The sequence below is a fragment of the Flavobacteriales bacterium genome (assembly GCA_016700415.1).
In the GTDB taxonomy this organism is placed as follows: domain Bacteria; phylum Bacteroidota; class Bacteroidia; order Flavobacteriales_F; family PHOS-HE28; genus PHOS-HE28.
On the sequence record CP065018.1, the window covers coordinates 1,211,701 to 1,232,161 of the forward strand.

Below are 20,461 nucleotides of genomic sequence, written 5' to 3' on the forward strand. Positions count from 1 at the left end.
AACAAAGCAACTTCATATTTATCCAAAGGGAATGCACCACCCCTGCCCCTCCTTGAAAAAAGGAGGGGAAAACCAAGACTATCTGATCGAGGGTCGTATGAGGGTCGTCTCCCCTCCTTCCTAAAAGGAGGGGACGGGGGTGGTCCTAACCAATGATCCAGGTCCGATCAAACTAAGGCTGAAACCAACTGCGGATCAGATCGAGAACCCCAGGAAGATCATCAATGATGCTCTTGTTGTCAATGCGAAGCACTCGGATGTTCTTGGCATTCATGTATTCATCCCGCAATCCATCATTAGCTGATGCAGTGGGGTTATCGTGAGACGCTCCGTCCACTTCGATCACCAAACGTTCCGAAGGACAGTAGAGATCAGCGATGAAAGGACCGATCCCGTGCTGCCTTCTGAATTTCCTTCCATCCAGCTGTTTACCGCTCAATGCTTTCCAGAGTGTGGCCTCGGAGGAGGTCAACATTCCTCTGAGAGCCTGACGCTCACCTTTCTGGTCGGTGCGGTTGTGGTATCTCTCGGGCATGGGTCATCAATCAAGGAGCAGAAGTGGATCGATCAACAAAGCAACTTCATATTTATCCAAAGGGAATGCACCACCCCTGCCCCTCCTTGAAAAAAGGAGGGGAAAACCAAGACTATCTGATCGAGGGTCGTATGAGGATCGTCTCCCCTCCTTCCTTCAAGGAGGGGTTGGGGGTGGTTCGAGCGAGCGAATGCACCACCCTTGCCTCACTTGAAAAAAGGATAGGATAACCTATCGTGCCTGCACATGAATGGACCACCACTTGGCCAATGCGTAGTGCGGCCATAGGTCCTTGCCGGTAACCTCGCCGCGCCCGATCCGCGTGCGGAAGTCATTGGAATAGATACGCAGGTCATCGTCCATCCCCAGGATGAGCTCCTTCTGGCGCATGGCCTCCGCCGGGTTCAAGATCTCGTGCAGCGGGATGGTGAAACCGTCCTTCTTTCGCTCAATGATGGAGCTGGGCAGGATCTGGCGTGCGAAATTCTTCAATGCCAATTTCTCCCCTTGCGCGGAAACCAACTGGTCCACCGGTATGCGCATCGCCGTTTCCACCAGCCGATGATCGAGAAAAGGAACACGCGCCTCCAAGGAAGCGGCCATGGACATGCGGTCCACACGGGCCAGCAGGTTTTCCGGCAAGCGGAACTGCAGGTCCAACGCGCTGACGCGCTGGAGGAAGTCGGCATGGCGCATGTCGGGCAGGATCAAATTCCTTTGCACCGCCGCGTACGGGTTCAGTGCCTCCGCCAGAAAGCGGGCATTGAACATCTGGCCTCCGCTGTCATTCGCTATCGCGTCCGTGCCGCCCCAAAGGATGAAACGGCCCCGCATGCGCCGCCTTGCCCACCGCACCCAGTCCGGTTTACGGCCGGCAAGGCCGGGCGCCCCGATGGCGAGGTAGGCCCGCACTGCGGCCTTGGGCATCCGGCGGAGCCAGCGGTCCACCAAGTAGGCATCATGCCAATGGCGGTAACCGATGAAGAGCTCGTCCGACCCCTCCCCGCTCAAACACACCGTAACACCGTTGGCCCGGGCCAGTTCGGACAGCAGCAGCAACGGGCCGCACGCGGTATCGGCGATGGGCTCGTCCAGCACTTTGAACGCCCTTTCCTGCGCGGCCAGATACTCAGCCGGGGAGATGGTGATGGGGAAATGCCGAGCGCCCACATGTTGCGCCACCAGCTTGGCATACGGAAGTTCGCTGACATAGCCGGGGACGGAATCATCGAAGCCGATGCTGAACGCGTTCACTTGCCTTCCCCGGGAGGCCAGCGCCGTGATCACGGAGGAATCGAGGCCGCCCGAGAGGTAGGTGCCCACCTCCACATCGGCCTCCATCTGCAGGTCCACCGCGTCCTTCAGCAGGTCGAAACAGGAGGCCACGTCCACCAGGTCACGGCCCCGGTTCCCTTGCAGCGGATGCCAATAGCGCTCAGTGCGCATTCTTCCGTGCTCATCGATCTCGAAGAAGTGCGCGGCGGGGAGTTTGTTGATGCTTTCGTAGAACGTCCGGGCACCCTCCACTTGGAGAAAGCGGAAATACTGGAGCAACGCATCGCGGTCCACCGTCCGCTTTCCAAGGATGCCCTTGGGCTCACTGGCGAAGGTGAAGGTGCCGCCGGCCATGCGGTAGTACAGGGGTTTGATGCCCATGCGGTCCCGCGCCCCCAAGCGCGCCCCGTGCGGTTGTCCAACAGCACGAAGGCGAACATCCCGTTGAGCCGGGCAAGTGCTTCCGGCCCCCAGGCGATGCAAGCGTTCAGCAACACCTCGCTGTCCGAATGGTCCGTCCGGAAGGTGAAGCCCATACCCTCCAGTTCCTGCCGCAGCGGCCGGTGGTTGTAGATCTCCCCGTTGAACACGAGCCAATAACGCCCGTCGGTCGAGCTCATCGGCTGGTTGGCGGTAACAGCCAGGTCCAGGATGGAGAGCCTTGCATGGGAGAGCTTCCAGCGGAGACCGCGCGGAGGGTCGGCGATCTCGGCGGAGCGGGTGGTACAGAGCGCATCCGGTCCCCGATAGGCCAAATGGGCGATATCGAAACCGTCCAGTTCCGCATCGGGTCCGTTCCCCCACAAGATCGCGCCCGCTATGCCGCACATGCGTTGTTCAGGCCTTGAAGGAAATACGGAGTTGTCTTCTCCATGATCGAACGGTCCTCCGCCGCACCTGCGAGAAAGAGGACGTCCACGGTCCGGACACCGTTCCAAGTCAATTGCTGTCGCTCTTTGATGTTCACAGGTCCGATCGTAGGACCGCGAAAGTACCGCCGAAGCTCATGGGTCAGGGCCGAGATGATGGGAAATACCAAAGTTTCTCATGGCACAGGGCCATGGTCGGGTCCGCATGGTCCTGGTCTCCAACAGATCACTCCCCGATGGACGGACCGCTTTGGCCCGCATCCTTTTCATCCCTTCGGCCATCACGTGGCAACGTTGCGGCGATGAGGACGAAGAGCAGGAGCACGGGGTATTGGAGCATGTGCGAAAGGCGCACGGACACCAGTTCGAAGGGCGGTGCCCAACGCGCTAATCCGTGCATCGCCAAGGAAAGCACGGCGAAACCCGTGAAGCCGGCCAATATGGGTAGTGCGTGCCTCCAGGACCCGATCAGGATACGCGCCAACAAAATGCACAGCCCTGCCATCACCGCCATGGAAAGAAGGGCCAAAGACCATTTCAATGCGAGCAGCCCGTCCATGCCGATGCCGCGCGTCCAACCTTGTACTAAGGAGTGTGCATAGGAAAAGGGCGTGTGGTGGGCGATATGGTCGATCTGGTAATTGAGGTTTATGAATGCGAATTCACGCCATGCCCCAAATAAGATCCCCGCCATCAGCACCAAGGCGGCCTTCCACCGTCGACCCGGATAAATACCGCTCGAGCTCATCGCTTCCGGCCAACCGTGGCGAAACGCTTCACCCAAACAAACCAAAGGAGGAACACCCAGCCATAGACGATGACGTAGAAGGTGTAGTCATGGTTGAAGTTGAGCCATTCATAGTTGATGCTCACCACGATGCAGAGCACGGCGACGCGCAAAGCGTTCACGAGGTGGATGGAGAGAATGCCGAGGATGCCGAACCAGACCTTGTGGCGCCACGGTCCGCCGTAGGCGATGAGAAAGATGAGGAAGACCGCAAAGAGGCCCACGCCGTTGCAGGGGTCGCCGATCCACAGGAGGTGCCCGCCTTCCACACCGATGGTGCGGATGTGGTCAGCATTCACCGGTTCGGGGATCAGGTCGTAGCCCAAGATGGTCAGGACCAGCCCGGCCACAGTGATCAGGTTGTCGATCACCGCATGATCAAGCACACCCCAAGGATGGAAGACGAAGGCATAGAGCAGATACCACGCTCCATAGAGCGAACCGGCAATGATCAAAAAACGGAAGAGCGGGTCACGTGCCGCCATTCGGGACGGCGCGCCGAGAGGCATCAGATCGTTGACCTGCGGGCCTTTCGGGCGTCCAAGGCTTTCTTAGTACCGAGCAGCGCACCGGCACCGATCAGCAGGGAAAGCCCTCCATCGATGGGGATGCAGGGGGGCGGCCAGCAGGGAGGTCCGCCGCCTGGGCCGGGCTGCGCCATCAATGCACCGATCAACGGCGCCACCAGCAGGAAGCAGAGAAGCAGAAGGCGGAGCGATACTTTCATAGTTGAGCGTCAAGCGGAAAAGGAGGCCAAATATAGAACGATCCCGGCAATTTAAGGTTGCCTCCTGACGAGTGTTCCGTACTTGTTGACCCGGACGGTCGACGGACCGAGGGATATCAGGATGGAACTGGTCGGCGCAGCGCCTTGTATGGCTATATTTGCCGCCCTTCAAAAGCCGCCACCCCGCACCCTGCCGGGCAACGGCCGGTACCAGCGATCAACACATGGCAGCAGCCCCAGGCCCCAAAGGGGGTATCATCGAGGTGAATGACCTGCGGACCGTGCTCCGCATCTTCTCGAAGAACTGGTATTTCGTGGCGGTGGCGCTGGTGTTGTCCGCGGTCCTGTCCTACCTCTATTCATACAAGATCCCCAATGTCTTCGGGGCCAGTACCCAGATCCTCTTGAAGGACAAGGAGTCCTACGATTACCAGAACCAGGTCTTCAAGAATATCGGCTACATCAGTGCCTATGGCGACATCGTGAACCAGAAGCGGGTGCTCACGAGCTATGACCTGATCGACCGTGCCCTGAACAGATTGGATTTCGAGGTCTCCTATTACATCATCGGCCGCTTCAAGACCACCGAGGTCTATGGGAACCTGCCCTTCTCGGTAGAGATGCAGGTGCTCAACAACAGCCTGTACGAGAAGCCCATCGACCTGCGCATCGTCGACCCGGGGCACTTCACCATCAGCTATGACGGGGGCCAGGGCATCGTGACCAAGAATTTCCCCTTTAAGAAGGACATCGCCGACAGCGACTTCACCTTGCGGGTGGACCCCAATGTGGACCTGAAGTCCTCCACCATTGACCGGTACACCGCGAGCGACTACCGCTTCGTTCGGCACGAGCGGTCCCGCCAAGTGGCCAAGTACGCCGGCAGACTGGCCGTGGAGAACCTCCCCTACACCACGATCCTCCAAGTGAACGTGGAGGACGAGATATCCGAGCGGGCGAAGATGTTCCTCGACACCCTCAGCAACGAGTATATCAAATACACGCTCCAAGGGGACTTCGACATCAATGAGAACACCTTGGGGTATATCGACAAGCAATTGGACGAGGTCTCAGGCATCCTTAACCAGTACGAGGACGATCTACAGAATTTCCTGCGCAGCAAGAATATCCTCGACCTGAACAGGGAGAACAGCCAATACTTCAATCAACTGGTAAAGTTCGATGCCCAAAAGCGCGAGTACGAGCTGATGGTGGAGAGCGTGGACCAATTGAACGATTACGTGCTGAACATCGGCGATGCCAAGCTGCTGCCGCCATCCTTCTACATTCTGGAGGGTGATGATTTTCTGAGGAAAACACTGTCATCGCTCTATGACATGCAGATGGACGTGAACCGGTATCTGTATTCCGCGGAACCGGGGAACCCGGCGATCGAAGAGGCTAAGAACACCATCCAGCTCACGCGTGCCAACCTGTTGATCTATCTGAAGAACACCCGGATCGCCATTGTGCAGAAGATCGGTGATGTGGGAAGGCAGATCAATGACTATACCGGATTGATCCAGGCCGTGCCCCAGAACCAGCGCGATGTTGAGAACTACCAACGAAAGGTGGCGGTGAACGAGAAGCTCTACGAATTTCTCTTGGAGAAACGGGCGAACACGGTGATCGCAAGGGCCGGTATCATCCCGCAGACGAAGGTGATCGAGGCGGCGCGTTCCATCGGCATCGTGCGGCCCAACAAGACCAAAATACTGTACACCTTCTTAGTGGGCGGCGGCCTGATCTCCCTCCTCTTGGTCTTTGTCCGCGTGCTGTTCTATGACCGGATCGACAATGCGGAGCAATTGCGAAGTACCACGAACGCACCGGTGTTCGGGGAAGTGATCGCCAGTGAAAAGGCGGAGGAGAACTACGTGGTGGTGGACAGCGACCCGAAGGCCGCGATCACCGAGAGCTTCCGCACCATCCGCACCAACTTGGAGTACCTCCCCGCCACCGACACCGGCAGAGCAGTGATGGTGACGAGCTACCGACCCAACGAGGGCAAGACCTTCTGCTCGGTGAACTTGAGCGCCATCTTGGCCAAGGCCGGCAAAAAGGTGCTGCTGTTGGAGCTGGACCTGCACAAGCCCAAGGTGGGCACGGGCCTCGGCATGACCAGCAACATCGGCATCAGCACCATCCTCGTGGGCAAGAACAACATCGAGGAGTGCGTGCAACACACGCAGATCGAGAACTTCGACGTGATCCTCGCCGGGGCCACGCCGCCGAACGCCTCCGAGCTGGTGCTCAGTAAAAAACTCCCCGAGCTTTTCGAGTTCGGCCGCCAGCACTATGACTACGTGATGATCGACACGCCGCCTGTGGGCCTGATCACCGATGCCCTGCTGATGATGCGCCATGTGGACGCCACGCTCTTCGTGATCAACACCCGCTTCGCCAACAAGGACCACATCCGCAATGCCATGGACATCCATACGGCGAACCCGGCGAAGAATTTCGGCTTCATCCTCAACGGCGTACGGATGAAGAAGAGCAAGTACTACTACAACACCAACTACGGTTATGGCTACCGCTACGCCTACGGCTACGGCGGATACGGGTACGGCTACGGCAGCAAGCGCAAGAAGGAAACCCCAGGCGGAACGTCCACGGATGGCGACAATCAGAACTCCTGACCACACCACCAACGGACCGGCCTGCCGCAAGCCCCCGGACCTGAGGGATTGGGATCGTGATCGCACCGTCCTCGCCTTGGTGGCGCCTGAATCTCGGCGAGATCTGGCGCTACCGGGACTTGTTGAAGGAAATGGTGAAGCGCGACCTTACCGCCACCTACAAGCAGACCATCCTCGGCCCCATCTGGGTGCTCCTGCAACCCTTGATCACCTCCATCATGTTCGCCGTGATCTTCGGGCTGGTGGCCCGTATGTCCCTGCCGGGGATACCACCGCTCCTCTTCTACATGTCCGCTGTGGTGCCCTGGGCCTTTTTCGCGGGTGTGATCAACAAGACCGCCGCCACGCTCATTGCCAACTCGGCACTGATGACCAAGGTCTACTTCCCGCGCCTGATCCCACCGTTGTCCACCATGGCTTCCACGGCCTTCACGTTCTTCGTGCAGCTCGCCCTGTTCTTCATCTTCGCCACGGGCTACCGCATCTCGGGCAGCTATGCCTGGGCACCGGGTCTCACCCTATTGATGCTTCCAGTGATGATCCTGCTGGAGATGGGCTTGGCCTTGGGCACGGGCCTGATCGTAGCGGCACTCACCACCAAGTACAAGGACCTCGGCTTCCTGATCACGTTCGCCGTGCAGCTATTGATGTACATGAGCCCGGTGATCTTCCCTTTATCCAAGGTGGCGCCGGACAGCCCCGTGCGCCCCGTGCTGGAGGCCAATCCCATCACCCCGGTGATCGAAGGCTTCCGAGGCGCCTTGTTGGGCACACCCATGGATTGGAGCACCCTGTGGTATTCAGCGATCTGCGCAGTGGTACTGCTCGTTGTCGGTATCACGCTCTTCCAACGCGCGGAACGTTCCTTTGCTGATGTTGTTTGAAAGCTGAAAACTGAAACTTGAAATTTGAAGGCGGAAACACATCCAACAGCGTTGCACGGTACCCGGTACCCGATACCAGAAATTCCAGGCCCCCTTCTCCCTATCTTCACCGCCAGCAAGTTGAATACATGAGCGCACACGAACAACCCCTGATGGTACAGGTGCAGGGCGTGGGCAAACGCTACCGCCTTGGCACCATCAACCGTCAGCAGCTCACCGACGACGTGAAAGCTTGGACCGCCAGGCTGCTGGGCCGCCCGGACCCCACCGTGCCCGTCGGGGCGCAGGTGGACCCGCAACGGATCGGCGAGGATTTCTGGGCGCTACGGGACGTCTCCTTCGAGGTGCGTCGCGGCGAAGTGGTAGGCATCGTGGGCCACAACGGGGCTGGCAAGAGCACCATGCTGAAATTGCTCTCACGGATCACCCTTCCTACCGAAGGGACTATCAAGATGCGAGGCAAGATCTCCAGCCTGTTAGAGGTGGGCACCGGCTTCCATCCCGAGCTCACCGGCCGGGACAACATCTACCTCAACGGCGCCATCCTCGGCATGCGTAAGACCGAGGTGAACGCCAAGCTGGACGAGATCATCGCCTTCAGCGGTATCCAGCACCACATCGATACCCCGGTAAAACGCTACAGCAGCGGCATGCGGGTTCGCCTGGGCTTCGCCGTGGCCGCGCACCTCGAACCTGAGATCCTCATCGTGGACGAAGTGCTCTCGGTGGGCGATGCCGAATTCCAGCGCAAGAGCATGGGCAAAATGAAGGACAGTGCCGCCAGCGGCCGCACCGTCATCTTCGTCAGCCATAACATGACGGCCATGCGCGCTCTTTGCGAACGCGTGATCTGGCTGGAACACGGCCGTGTGCGCATGAGCGGCCCCACCGAGGAAGTGGTGGCTGCCTACCAGGCCAATTACAACCAAGTGACCACCGAAAGGACCTGGGCGGTGCACGAGGCCCCGGGAAATACGGTCGCGCACCTCCGCCATGTGAGGGCATGTCCCGCATCCGGCGGGGAGATCTTCCAGTGGGGGGATGCCGTGGACATTGAGGTCCATGTGGACAAACATGACCCCGGGCCTATCAACGTAACCCTCCAGGTGGTCAACAGTGACGACCTCGTTGTATTTACCACCGGCCTTGCGGAAAGCAACCCCGATATGCTGCAGGGGACCGGCAGTAAAATGGTGGCCTGTCGTTTCCCGCCCCATCTCTTCAACGCCGGTGAATTCCGGCTCAACATCGGTGTCATCAGCAATAAGGACTCAAGCTTTCAGGAAAGTCAAGCCGTGGCATTCACCGTGGTGGAACCGCCCAGGACCGGTACCTGGCACGGTCGTCGGAAAGGCATGTTCAGATTGAAAATCCCTTGGGAAATCCAGCATTCCTGAGCGGGCATTACCGTTCCGAAGCCCATGAACATGATCCATCGCATTCGCCGAAAAGTAGTCGGGATACGCCCTCGCGTGAAGCCCGGGCTCTTTATCATCGGGTCACAAAAGGCGGGAACGACCGCATTGTTCGAAATGCTGGCCCTGCACCCGCGGATCGGAGCGTCCACCCCCAAGGAACTCCGCTTTTTCAGTTCGGATAGCAACTATGCGCAGGGAATGAAGCATTACCTTTCGCACTTCCCCCCACAGTCGATCGTGGGCGTGCGAAAATTGGGGGTAGAGGCCACGGGATACATGTTCCAAGGGGAAAAAACGGCCGCTCGGATCAAATTCCATTTTCCCGATGCGGTCTGCCTGGCCACATTGCGTGATCCCGTGAAACGCGCCTACTCCGCATGGAACATGTACCATCGGTTCAAGGACCATCCGCAAAATGCCAAGAGGTACGATGCACGGACGTTTGCCCAAGCCGTGGAAGACGAGCTGGCGGGACGGCCCTATGCACCATACCCCTACCACAACTATTTGGCCTTGGGCTGTTATGCTGGGCAGATCGAGGCATACCAAAAACATTTCCCGGCCAAGCAACTGTTGGTTCGTTCGTACCTGGACCTTAAAAAGGACCCGGATGCCTTCGTGCATGACGTTTGCGTGAATGTGGGCATCCCCCCCATGGAAAAGAGCGTGTCCTTGAAGGAGGTGAAGCCCAACACGCATGCCTATCCGGCCCCCATGGACCCGGGCCTAGCGGCTGAGCTGTACCGTTGGTTCGCACCGGAGTTGGCCAAGCTGGACGAGGTACTCGGTTATCATCTGGAAATCTTGGAAAACCCGGCCTGACGCCATGGAACGGCCCATGCCCACACGAGCGATGAAAGAAGCCGCGAAACCCGGGGAGTCCATTTACGTTACCCGCACCTTCCTGCCGCCACGTGAGGAATACCTCCACTGGTTGGACAAAGCCTATAGCAGCCACGTGCTTACCAACAACGGGCCCATCCATCGTGAGTTGGAGGAAACCTTGCGTGCCCGCTTCGACGTGCCTCATTTACGTTTGATGGCCAACGGCACCTTGGCCCTGCAGCTCGCCATCCGGGCCTTGGGGGTGAAGGGTAAGGTGATCACCACCCCGTTCAGCTATGTGGCCACCACCAGCGCCATCCTCTGGGAAGGTTGCGAACCGGTCTTCGTCGACATTGACCCGAAGACGTGCTGCATCGACCCGAAAATGATCGAGGCGGCCATCACCCCTGATACCTCAGCGATCCTGGCCACCCACGTCTATGGTATTCCCTGCGATGTGGTGGCCATCGACGCCATTGCCAAGAAGCACGGACTGAAAGTGATCTACGATGCCGCGCACGCCTTCGATGTGGAGTACAAGGGGAAAAGCATCCTGAGTTATGGCGACGCCAGCACGCTGAGCTTCCACGCCACCAAGCTCTTCCATACCGTGGAGGGCGGGGCTGTTGTGTTGAGTAGTGCTATCGAAGATGAGAAACTGAGCCTCTTGCGGAGCTTCGGCCATACCTATGACATTCATAGCTGCCTTGGGATCAACGCAAAAATGAGCGAGGTACATGCCGCGATGGGCATGGCGGTGCTTCCTCATGTTCAAGAATTGATCCATGAACGCAGAGAACTTTCGGAACAATACGATGCCTTGTTGGGCGATCATTTGGAACGACCGACAATTCCGGAAAATACGGATTTCAACTACGGGTATTATCCGGTTCTATTGAAAAATCGATCTCAACTGGCCAACTTGATGTCCGTTTTGGCAACGGAGGGGATCCATGTCAGAAGATATTTTTACCCATCCTTGAACCTGCTTCCGTACGTGACCACGAGATCTTGCCCGATCAGCGAGGACAAGAGTGATCGTGCCATTTGCCTACCGCTCTATCCAGGACTTGGGGCGGACCAGGTCGAACGGATCGCTTCCATGATCCGAACTTTACTTCAATCCGGATAGGATGATCATTGCTGGTGCTGGTGGCCATGCCAAGGAACTTGTGGATGAGTGGCTCAAGGCCGGAGGAAGTCTGGACGATATTGAGTTTTTCGATGAGGTCGAGCCGGACCGCACATTATTGGGAAGACCGGTCAAAGGTCGAATTCAGGATTGGGCCGATAAGCAGGACTTCATACTTGCTGTAGGTTCTCCTGCTTTGCGTCGGGACCTGTTCGAAAGGTTCAAGAAGGCAGGGCATGATCCAGCCACATTGGTGTCTCATAGTGCTCAGGTGAGTACACTTACCAACAGTTTGGGCAGCGGATTGAACATTATGGCCCTGGCTGTGATAGGGCCGAATACGCAATTAGCGAATGGCGTCCTCGTGAACAGCGGGGCGCACATTCATCATGATGCGTGGATCGGGGAGTTCACGGAGATCTCACCACGCGTTTCAATTTTGGGCGGAGTCCGGATAGGATCCATGGCGCGTATCGGGGCCAGCGCGACGATCCTTCCAGGAATGCGGATCGGAGATGGTGCAATTGTAGGAGCCGGCGCAGTAGTGGACCGTGATGTCCCTCCGGAAACACTGGTCGTAGGCATACCGGCGAGGAAGATCGCAAGATGAGCGACATAGAGGACATTGACCGGATCCTTCATCCGGATCGGATCTTGGCCTCAATTTGCATGATCACCTATCGCCATGAGTCCTTCATCGCGGAGGCCATTGAAGGTGTTTTGGCCCAACAACTCAATGGCGCATTTGAGCTGGTGATCAGTGACGATAAGAGTCCCGATGGAACGCCCTCCATTTGCAGGCAATATCAGCAACGTTATCCAGAACAGATCCGGTTGCTGCTTCCACAGCGGAATCTGGGAATGGCAAGAAATTTGGAACTGGCATTGGATAAATGCAGAGGTCGCTATGTCGCCTTTTGTGAAGGGGATGATATTTGGTCCGATCCGTTCAAACTGGCGAAGCAGGTCGCGGTCTTGGAATCAGATGCGACCTGTTCGGGCAGCTATCATGAAACGCGCTTGATCTCGGAGAACGGTGAACGGACCGGGCACTTGTTCCGAACGCAACTCCCCGACCAGCTCAGCGTCCAGGATGTCATGTCTGAACTAGCCCCATTTCATACCTCTTCGTTTGTAATCAGAGCATCACCATTGTTGCATGCATTGCCCTCTTGGACAATGAAAGTAGCCAGTTTGGACATGGCGTTATTCGCTTTGGTCGCTGGAACTGGAACACTTCGCAAGGTGGATGGGGTCATGAGTTCGTACCGCAAACATCCCGGCGGGATCACAAGAAGCCAAACCCATACCGGCGCCACCTTCCACTATCAGCGAATTCTTCTCTGGCTCTTTTTGGACCGGCACTTTAACCATGCGCATGCGGACCGTTGCAGAGAGCTTTTTCTGTTCCACTGGCGTTTTATCATTAAACAGAGCACACCAAGGGCCAGACTTAAATTTCTGGCCTCCTTATGTCGCAATGTACCGACATGGTTCAGCCACAACCCATTTTTCATAGCGAAACGCATGTTTGAAGCTGTTCAACCATAACCTCCCATCGATCCAGTATCTCAAAGCCTCTTGGACCGATTCAAACCAGAGGGCATGGCCAGTTCACCTTGTGCGGCGTCTTAGAGTTCCCAAAGCACCACGGCATCCGTTTGGGTACCTCGAAGAATCCATTTGGAGCAAAGCATTACATCTTTTCTGACCATTCCGGCATAATCGACCGGCATTGCGAGTATTAGTTGGCTCTTAGATTGAAAAACCGCTGAACAAGTTAAAGCGATTCGTAACGTGCACGATCACTCCCTCCTGATCATTTCGAGGCCCATTGCACGTCTCGCAAAGGATAAAGGCAAATGATTCCTCAATTTATAAACCCCTCCTTGGGCCTGATGGGTAGTCCGAAGAACCACTGTTGACGGTTCTGGGCATTGGGGTTGAGTTGTCCATGGGTCATTTTGTGGTTTTCAGGCCGTGTTTCAGGCCCATTTCGATTCGTCAGGTCACACGATCCCCACGGTTGATCCAGGTATGAGATGCAAGGAGCGCAGGAAGTTGTAGCACAGGTTGGTGAGCCCCACGCGGAAGGTTGCACGCTCCAAGCCGATGCACCGCACGCTGAGTCCGTGCAGTTGCTTGTTCATGCTGCCGAAGACGTGCTCAACCCGTGCGCGGACACGGCTTAGTTCCTTGTTGCGTTGCTTGTCCTGTTCGCTGAGCGGCTTGTTCTTGCGGGGCTGCTTGAGCACGCAGTCCTTCATCTGGGCCAATGCGATCCCGTCCTTCACGTCCTGCCAATCATAGCCCTTGTCCCCGTAGAAGCTTTGTCCGTGATCGGCCTCATCCAGCAGTTCCCAAGCCATCTTGCCATCGCTCACCGATGCAGGCGTCACCACGTAATGGTCAATGACCTTGCTTCCCGCGTCCACCTTCACGTGGTTCTTGTAGCCATGGTAACTCTTGCCGTGCTTCTTGGTCCAATCGGCATCCAGGTCCTTTTGTGCCTTTTTGCGCGAGGACCAGTTCTCCGGGACCTCCCCGTTCTCCAACTTCTCCCGGTCATCCCGCCCATTGTGCTGGATGGGCGCATGTACCATGCTGGCATCAACGATCTTGCCTTCATTGACCACCAGGTTCGCCGCGCTTAGCCGAGCATGGTAGGCGGCAAAGAGCTGCTCCATCGCCTTGGCCTTGGTAAGGTGTTCGGCGAAGAGTCGGACCGTGGTGGAATCAGGTACTTGATGCTGTGGCTCCAAGCCCAGGAAACGCTGAAAACTCGCGCGGTCGTTGATCTGGTATTCCAAGGCTTCAGCACTCAACCCATAGAGTTCCATCAGCACGATGGCCTTGAACATCATCACACGGTCGTAACGTGGCTGTCCTCCCTTCTTCGGGTCTCGCACCGGGAAAGCCGAATCCAGTTGCACACGAAATGCCTCCCACCGGATCATCCGCGACAGGCGCGGCAACACATCGTTGATCTGCTCCAACTTTTGGTGCTTGAACTGCTCATCAAACAGGCTGCGCGAGGGTCGCTTCTTCATGCCCCAAAGAGATCGATCGCAGTTCAATTTGTCAAGATCCCAAACCGCTGAGTTGTCAACAGGTTCTTCGAACTACCCTGATGGTGGTGCCATCGGGCGGCACCGGGAAGCCTCGATGGTGGTCCTCTATGTCGCATCTCCGATTTAAACCAGACTCACCTATTTTTGCCGACCTTGAACCCCATCCCAGCAACCGAACAAAATGCCAATTCCTGACTATCTCACTCTCGATGAGTACGCCCAAAAGGTGAAAGCCCTAGAAGGCGGCCACTGGACGCCGCACACGATCACGGCCCGCTGGGACTATCATGCACGGGTCATCCATTTGATCCAGGCCTTGGGGCTGGATGAGGGCAAGGACATCCTGGAGATGGGTACGATGGGCGTACAGTGCGTGAAGAATGGACGGTCGATGGACTATGTGGAGAAGTGGGACTTTCCCGGCAAGAACCCCGACCTGGTACATGATGCACGCCATCTTCCATGGCCGGTGAAGGACAAGGAATACGGCCTCTTCGTGGCCTTGCGGGTATTCCAGCACTTGACACCCTTCCAGAAAGAATGCACTCTGGAAGTCATGCGTATAGCGAAAAAGGCGATCATTCTGGTACCTGCGACCTATGACAACCCCCAAATCCCCGATTCAAAAGGGATCGCCTATTCTGATTTCGTGGAGATGCTGGACGGGATCCATCCCAATCTTTATACCACGACCCGGTTCGGCAACCTTTATTATTGGGACACGGAACATCCTTCCTACATGGACATAGAAGGGGTCATGACGCCCCAAGAGCAAGAGCAGGAGCCGGCCAAGGCGAAAGCTCCGGTGCAGAACAGGAGCGTTGCACACCGTCTGGTCCGTCGGGTCAAGATGATCCTGGGTGGTTAGCCGATAGCCTCGCATTTTGGGGAATGTGAAGTCCATGGTCCTGCTTGGGATAACGGACCCCCGCGAGCCGTAGTGCTGTCCTGGACGAACAAGAAACTCTCCCGTACGCCAACCGATCATAATGAAATGGATCATTAAACGGCTATTTTCCGTGTTCGGCTACCGGTTGGCTAAAATGCGGCCCAAACCGGAAGAGAGACCGCAGCACCGGGGGGCCATTCGGGACCAACCGGTCTACATCGAATTCATCGGACCGTCCGGAGTTGGTAAAAGCACGTTGTACAACGCGTTCAAGCAACACCGCACGGACAAGGACACATGGATCGGGATCGACGAATTCCTAGGCACCTTGCCCGACCGGAAATTAACCAAAGAGGTACCCGCGATTTACAAACGCATCATCAAGCGGAAATGGGAGTTTGTGGCCAAGAGGGATCCAAGTTTCCGGGACCTGGATTTCTACATGAACTATTTCTTCCGCAACCTCAAGGAGGATATCCTCCAATTCTCGCACAACACCCAATCCATGGTTGTTTCCGATGAAGGATTGTTCCACAATTTCGGTGACTGCCTGATGGCCCTGCAAGCCGAAACCGAAGCGGAGGCACAGGTCAGGGCCATAACCCGGAACAGGGCCATCGTGCTATGCCATGGCGCACCGGAGACCATAGCCCGGCAAATACGGGATCGCGAAAGCCGAACCGGTGTGATCAATCCTCGGCATGTAGGGCTATCCGATGAGGAATTGATGGAGATGCACCGATCACTGGAGGATACTTATGCTGAACGGTCTTCTTTCATCACCAGCCTGGGAATACCCATTCTCGAGCTTCATACCGCAGACCTGCCGGATGACAACATGGAGAGGTTCCGGACTTTTCTGCGTACGCACTTCCGAGGAATGGATGAATCCGGCAGGCCTTAGCAAGGCGCCGTCTTTTTCTGAGGTTTCTGATAGACCTCAGGTGGACCGGGGCTTGCTTGTGGCCTCAAGGGTACCTCGAAAAATCTCACTCCGGCGGCATCAGCCCTACTGGCAAGCACTTCTCGTTTGGCCATCCGTTCGAGGTTCATCGAAGTACCCGCAAGCCTCTTGCCATCCTGAGCCGTTCACCGGAATGTATAGGAGGAAGTGCATAAAGTGAAGACCTTGAGCCTTTGTATTCCATCCGTTCCGCCAGGGACTCCGTCCGCATTCTTTTCTCCTTGCCGGAAAACCGGATACTTTCGCCGTGAACGACTACCATGCCCCAACACGAAGCCTTTCTGAACCCGAAGCTGTCGCTGGACATCCAGGACCGTTACATCGCGCGGAGCACCGTTCTGCATGCTTTGCCCGCGCAACCCCACCACTTTCACAGCACATTCTTGAGCATTGGCAGCGGCGTGCAACCATACCGGTCCCTCATCACCGCAGAGTCTATCCGCGAGGAGCACCATGTGGGCATGGACTTGGAAGATGAGCATGTGGACAGCACAATGGCCACCGAACTGCTGGAGGCTTGCCGGATCCAGCGGCGGTGTTCTGCGAGGTCCGCCGCGTATTGCGGCCCGGTGGCCTACTATTCCTCACCGTACCTTTTCCGGGGCCCTTGCTTGACGTTCCCCACGATGAATACCGATACACCCCTTTCGCGATGAAGCTACCGCTGAATAACGCGGGCTTCGGGGATGTGACGTTGCCCCCTTGGGGCGGCTGGAGCGCCAGCTTGGCCCAAATGCCTGCCCACTGGTCGATGCGGAACCCCATGTTGCCAAGGGACAGCAAATTGTTCCCCAACCTGTCACCGCCGCTCGTGGGGTATTTGCTGAAGGGTGACCGTATTCCGGATTCCATGTCCAACCCGATGATCACGGGTTTGGCCGGAGCTGCCCGAATACCAACTGCATGAACTCTCTTCTCCGCATCGCCATCGCCACCCCGTCCCGCGACACTTGGAGCGAGACCTTTATCGCTGCCCATTTGGAGCGATTGAAGGAAGTTGTGCTGGTGCTTTCGGACGGTTCCTTGCCGTATACGGCGAACGGTGCGCCCATGCTCACGCCGAGGAGCCTCAGCGGCAGGCTGGTCAATGTGTTCGAGCAGCGGGTCCGGAAGAAGAGTAATGCGATCCTGCTGCGTGAGCGGATCACGAAGGAACTACGCCACCACCGGACCGATGTGCTGCTGGCGGAATATGGCCCCACCGCGGAAGAACTGATCAAAAGCGCCCGCGCCGCCGGTGTGCCCTTGGTAGCGCATTTCCACGGTTACGACGCGCACAAGAAAGCGCCGCTGGAACGCTACGGCAACTACAAGCGGCTATTCTATGCGGCGGCCGCCATTGTGGTGGTGAGCCGCGCCATGGAGCAGCAGATGCTGGCACTGGGTGCGCCCCGCGAGCGGCTGCACTACATCGTTTACGGCACGGATACAGAGCGTTTCACTTCCGGCGACCCGGCAGCGAACCTGCCGCACTTTGTGGCCGTGGGCCGCTTCACCGATAAAAAAGCACCGCAGCTCACCTTGTTGGCCTTCCGGGAAGCTTGGCGGCAACGCCCGGATGCACGGCTCACCATGGTAGGTACCGGCCCTTTGTGGGAAGGCGTGCGCCAACTCGTTCAGAGTTACGGCATGGAGGATGTCGTTGACCTGCCGGGCGTGCTGCCGCCGGAGCAAGTGGCAGAACGCCTACGCGGGGCACGAGCGTTCGTGCAGCACAGCCTCACCACGGGCGAGCACGACATGGAAGGCACACCCTTAGCAGTGCTGGAGGCTATGGCCACCGGACTTCCCGTGGTTTCGACCTATCATGCCGGCATTCCCGATGTGGTGGCGCATGGCGAACGGGGGCTGCTGAGCGCTGAATACGATATCGATGCCATGGCAGACCATCTCGTGCAGCTGATCGACCACCCGGAGCAAGCAGCTTCGATGGGGCAAGCGGGCAGAGCATACGTACTAGCGCACCACCGCGTGGAGGATCGTATCGGGGTGCTGCAATCGCTGTTGGAGCAGGTGGCTGCTGGCGGTTAAGGAGCGAGGGTAGTGCTCCCCTCCTTGTCATTTCGAGCGCTAGTCGAGAAAGACAAGGAGGAGTTGGGGGTGGTTCAGTGAGAGTCGTTCTCCCCTCCTTCCTTCAAGGAGGGGTCGGGGGTGGTTCAGGCATTCAATCATATAGCCTCGAGCAAATGCACCACCCCTAGCCCCTCCTTAACCAAGGAGGGGAAACCGGTATCGAAGTGAGAGTCGTGTTAGACGGTCGTCTCCCCTCCTTGTCATTTCGAGCGCTAGTCGAGAAAGACAAGGAGGGATCGGGGGTGTTCAGCCAGACGACCATCCGATCTCGAGCAAATGCACCACCCCTGCCCCCTCCTTAAAAAAGGAGGGGAAACCACTATCGAAATGAGTATCGGTGCATGAGGGTCGGGCTCCCCTCCTTCCTTCAAGGAGGGGTTGGGGGTGGTTCAGCCATGCAACCAAATTAAGCCGATGAGTTTAGAACGCTCTCGGAATGCACCACCCCTGCCCCCTCCTTAAAAAAGGAGGGGAAACCAGTATCGAAATGAGTATTGTTCTAGGAGATCTGAAAGTGCTACCATTACCCCGAACGCAACGGCGGCCCTACTTTCGCAGGGCCGCCGTTCTTGAGGTGGTATGTTACGTGGCTTCGGAGCGTGCCGGGGGATCCTTCAGAGAACCCGGCCGCACCGGGCTACTTCACTAGGCTGTGGGCCACTTCGCTCACCGGTCCGATACCGGCGGTGCCCACGGCGCTCACCCGGAACCATGTGATACTTGCGGGCGTTAGGCCGGTCACCTTGAAGCTGGCCTTGGTGCTCGTGCCCGCCAATTGCCAGGCCGCAGCGTCAGCGGGATCGGTCCCGTTGCGGTGGATCTGGTAGGCTGCGGCATGCTGCACCGGTCTCCAGCGCAGGTCCACCCGGCCCGCGAAGGCGCTGATGGAAGCCTGTAGGTCCGGTGGTGCTGATAGTTCACCCGATGGCACCGGGGTGCGTTGCACGTCGAAGCCGCTGCTGAGGATGGCCAGGGTGTTGCCCTCCGCGAGGGAGGTCACGTAGCCGGCCAATTGGCTCAACATCAACTTCAATTCCTTGGTCCGCGCCCGTCGGATGGCCGTGGCTGTGCGCCCCCCGTCCATGGCCGCCGTGATGGCGGCCTCGAGGTTCGCACGCGCTGCGGCGATGTCCGCCAAGGCGGGTTCAGGTAAAGGGAAGGCCGGATTGTCTTTCATCCGTCCTTCTATGAACTTGCTCTTGTCCACCACTTGGGTGGCGTTGAGCCGATCGAGGTACTTGGCTAGTTTACCCATTGCTGAGTAGTTTTTCTTTGCTGTTGTCGGGCTGCACCAAGGCCCATGAATTCGGGTGCGGATCGTTCGCTTACTTGCAGGTAAGGTGTGCCCGTACGGCGGTGGCCGGGGGCGTGGAATGAGCAGTGGCGGCGGGGGGCGCGCTCGTGCGGGGGTTGGCCGCGACAACGCTGAAGCGCGACCCCAGGTCCATATGATCGCCTGTCTCAACCTCGGAATGGCCGCTGAACCGACCGGAACCGATGTTGAATGGATCCGATCAGCATCGGAATGCATGAACATCAGGATGAATTGGATCCGATCAAGGATGGATCCGATCGAAATGGATGCTATGCTGATCAAAAACGCGATCGTTTCAACCGGTTTCGTTCCGAAACCGGTTGAAACAGCATCGAATTCAATTGAATTCGGCACTGATCCGATCGGATCAGCATCGTTCTCGACCCAACCACGGAGTGATCGAATGGAACGAGCGATCCATTCAATGCACTTCGCTTGTGACCCAACCGGTTTTCGCCCCATGTTCGATGTTGACCCGGAGTGAGCCCATGCCTGCCCGTCGGCTAAGACACCAGCTTCCATAACAGGCCGGGTATGTGATCTACTTGCTCTCATTTTCGGTGGGCAAAGCACCCGCCTTGGGAGGGGTCGAAAAAGGACGATCGAGGAGTTGCCATTTAATTTTTGAAGGGCTGTGTCAATTCGCTGGTCGGTAGGGATCGGTTCCATGGCTGCGAAGAAATCCGGTGAGCAGGGGGGGTTCAAACGACAAATAGGCCTCCGTTTTGGGCTATTTCGGGGGTAAAACCTTCTCATGCAGGTACAAAGGACGGAGGAACGAAGACCGGGCGTGTGCGACTTATTCACATGATCCATCCCGTCCATCTAGGCTGCAGAGCGCCCGGGGTGGAATTGGGTACATTGGCCAGCACGCTCCGACATCCCAGAAAAGGGTCAGTTCGGGGCGTTCACCGGTGTCGTTTGAATCGGGTCGGCTATTTTCGCCACGATCCCGCCGCTCTGGCACCAATGAACTTATCTACCATACCCGCACTGGCGCATGCTTTCGGAGCAGCCAGCAGGAAACAGGAGCTGACGGGAATGCATTTGATCTC

Annotated in this window: 21 protein-coding genes; 13 read left to right on the top strand and 8 right to left on the bottom strand. The window is 57.4% G+C overall.

Features of this window, described 5'->3' with window-relative positions; all coding sequences use genetic code 11:
• Positions 1 to 172: 172 nt before the first annotated feature.
• The 6 genes from IPP95_05130 to IPP95_05155 all read right to left on the bottom strand — a co-directional run bounded on the left by IPP95_05130 (position 173) and on the right by IPP95_05155 (position 4,193).
• Positions 173 to 535, bottom strand: a complete 363-nt coding sequence (locus IPP95_05130; protein ID QQS73607.1) for a DUF559 domain-containing protein — start codon at positions 533 to 535, stop codon at positions 173 to 175.
• Between the two features lie 231 nt (positions 536 to 766).
• A complete protein-coding gene (gene asnB, locus IPP95_05135; protein QQS73608.1) occupies positions 767 to 2,191 on the bottom strand; it encodes an asparagine synthase (glutamine-hydrolyzing) in 1,425 nt (474 codons plus the stop codon).
• Between the two features lie 436 nt (positions 2,192 to 2,627).
• Positions 2,628 to 2,777: a hypothetical protein gene (locus IPP95_05140; protein QQS73609.1), complete on the bottom strand. Its 150-nt coding sequence runs from the start codon at positions 2,775 to 2,777 to the stop codon at positions 2,628 to 2,630.
• Between the two features lie 128 nt (positions 2,778 to 2,905).
• Positions 2,906 to 3,427: a hypothetical protein gene (locus IPP95_05145; GenBank protein ID QQS73610.1), complete on the bottom strand. Its 522-nt coding sequence runs from the start codon at positions 3,425 to 3,427 to the stop codon at positions 2,906 to 2,908.
• Positions 3,424 to 3,951 (bottom strand): hypothetical protein, encoded by a 528-nt coding sequence (locus IPP95_05150; protein ID QQS73611.1) that lies wholly within the window; start codon positions 3,949 to 3,951, stop codon positions 3,424 to 3,426. Before IPP95_05150 ends, IPP95_05145 begins: the two co-directional genes overlap by 4 nt.
• A 23-nt stretch (positions 3,952 to 3,974) precedes the next feature.
• A complete protein-coding gene (locus IPP95_05155) occupies positions 3,975 to 4,193 on the bottom strand; it encodes a hypothetical protein (protein QQS73612.1) in 219 nt (72 codons plus the stop codon).
• A gap of 224 nt (positions 4,194 to 4,417) precedes the next feature.
• Here IPP95_05155 and IPP95_05160 point away from each other — a divergent pair, with 224 nt between their 5' ends.
• From IPP95_05160 to IPP95_05190, 7 genes are all read left to right on the top strand, one after another.
• Entirely contained in the window at positions 4,418 to 6,835 is a 2,418-nt protein-coding gene (locus tag IPP95_05160; protein QQS73613.1) for a polysaccharide biosynthesis tyrosine autokinase, read from the top strand.
• A gap of 56 nt (positions 6,836 to 6,891) precedes the next feature.
• Positions 6,892 to 7,719: an ABC transporter permease gene (locus IPP95_05165; GenBank protein QQS73614.1), complete on the top strand. Its 828-nt coding sequence runs from the start codon at positions 6,892 to 6,894 to the stop codon at positions 7,717 to 7,719.
• A 152-nt stretch (positions 7,720 to 7,871) separates the two neighbouring features.
• Positions 7,872 to 9,116 carry an ATP-binding cassette domain-containing protein gene (locus IPP95_05170; protein QQS74200.1) on the top strand — a complete coding sequence of 415 codons (1,245 nt, stop codon included), beginning with the start codon at positions 7,872 to 7,874 and terminating at the stop codon, positions 9,114 to 9,116.
• A 75-nt stretch (positions 9,117 to 9,191) separates the two neighbouring features.
• On the top strand, positions 9,192 to 9,959 hold the full coding sequence (locus IPP95_05175) for a sulfotransferase (protein QQS73615.1): 768 nt from the start codon (positions 9,192 to 9,194) through the stop codon (positions 9,957 to 9,959).
• Positions 9,960 to 9,990: 31 nt separating this feature from the next.
• Positions 9,991 to 11,094, top strand: a complete 1,104-nt coding sequence (locus IPP95_05180; protein QQS74201.1) for a DegT/DnrJ/EryC1/StrS family aminotransferase — start codon at positions 9,991 to 9,993, stop codon at positions 11,092 to 11,094.
• Between the two features lies 1 nt (position 11,095).
• A complete protein-coding gene (locus IPP95_05185; protein QQS73616.1) occupies positions 11,096 to 11,704 on the top strand; it encodes an acetyltransferase in 609 nt (202 codons plus the stop codon).
• Positions 11,701 to 12,645, top strand: a complete 945-nt coding sequence (locus tag IPP95_05190; protein QQS73617.1) for a glycosyltransferase — start codon at positions 11,701 to 11,703, stop codon at positions 12,643 to 12,645. The genes IPP95_05185 and IPP95_05190 overlap by 4 nt, the downstream gene beginning before the upstream one ends.
• Positions 12,646 to 13,103: 458 nt before the next feature.
• Here IPP95_05190 and IPP95_05195 read toward each other — a convergent pair whose 3' ends face one another.
• The gene (locus IPP95_05195; GenBank protein QQS73618.1) at positions 13,104 to 14,144 is read right to left on the bottom strand and encodes an IS5 family transposase; all 1,041 of its coding nucleotides are present in this window, start codon (positions 14,142 to 14,144) and stop codon (positions 13,104 to 13,106) included.
• 202 nt (positions 14,145 to 14,346) lie between these two features.
• On the opposite strand from IPP95_05195, the gene IPP95_05200 reads away from it, so the two are divergent.
• The 5 genes from IPP95_05200 (at position 14,347) to IPP95_05220 (ending at position 18,049) form a co-directional block, all read left to right on the top strand.
• On the top strand, positions 14,347 to 15,033 hold the full coding sequence (locus IPP95_05200; GenBank protein QQS73619.1) for a hypothetical protein: 687 nt from the start codon (positions 14,347 to 14,349) through the stop codon (positions 15,031 to 15,033).
• A 121-nt stretch (positions 15,034 to 15,154) separates the two neighbouring features.
• On the top strand, positions 15,155 to 15,958 hold the full coding sequence (locus IPP95_05205; GenBank protein ID QQS73620.1) for a hypothetical protein: 804 nt from the start codon (positions 15,155 to 15,157) through the stop codon (positions 15,956 to 15,958).
• Positions 15,959 to 16,278: 320 nt separating this feature from the next.
• The gene (locus IPP95_05210) at positions 16,279 to 16,674 is read left to right on the top strand and encodes a hypothetical protein (protein QQS73621.1); all 396 of its coding nucleotides are present in this window, start codon (positions 16,279 to 16,281) and stop codon (positions 16,672 to 16,674) included.
• Entirely contained in the window at positions 16,671 to 16,925 is a 255-nt protein-coding gene (locus tag IPP95_05215; GenBank protein QQS73622.1) for a hypothetical protein, read from the top strand. Before IPP95_05210 ends, IPP95_05215 begins: the two co-directional genes overlap by 4 nt.
• A complete protein-coding gene (locus tag IPP95_05220; protein ID QQS73623.1) occupies positions 16,922 to 18,049 on the top strand; it encodes a glycosyltransferase in 1,128 nt (375 codons plus the stop codon). Before IPP95_05215 ends, IPP95_05220 begins: the two co-directional genes overlap by 4 nt.
• Positions 18,050 to 18,728: 679 nt before the next feature.
• On the opposite strand, the gene IPP95_05225 is transcribed toward IPP95_05220, so the two are convergent.
• On the bottom strand, positions 18,729 to 19,346 hold the full coding sequence (locus IPP95_05225) for a fibronectin type III domain-containing protein (GenBank protein QQS73624.1): 618 nt from the start codon (positions 19,344 to 19,346) through the stop codon (positions 18,729 to 18,731).
• Positions 19,347 to 19,563: 217 nt separating this feature from the next.
• Here IPP95_05225 and IPP95_05230 point away from each other — a divergent pair, with 217 nt between their 5' ends.
• Complete coding sequence (locus tag IPP95_05230) at positions 19,564 to 19,890, top strand: hypothetical protein (GenBank protein QQS73625.1); 327 nt, start codon at positions 19,564 to 19,566, stop codon at positions 19,888 to 19,890.
• The last annotated feature ends 571 nt before the right edge of the window (positions 19,891 to 20,461 follow it).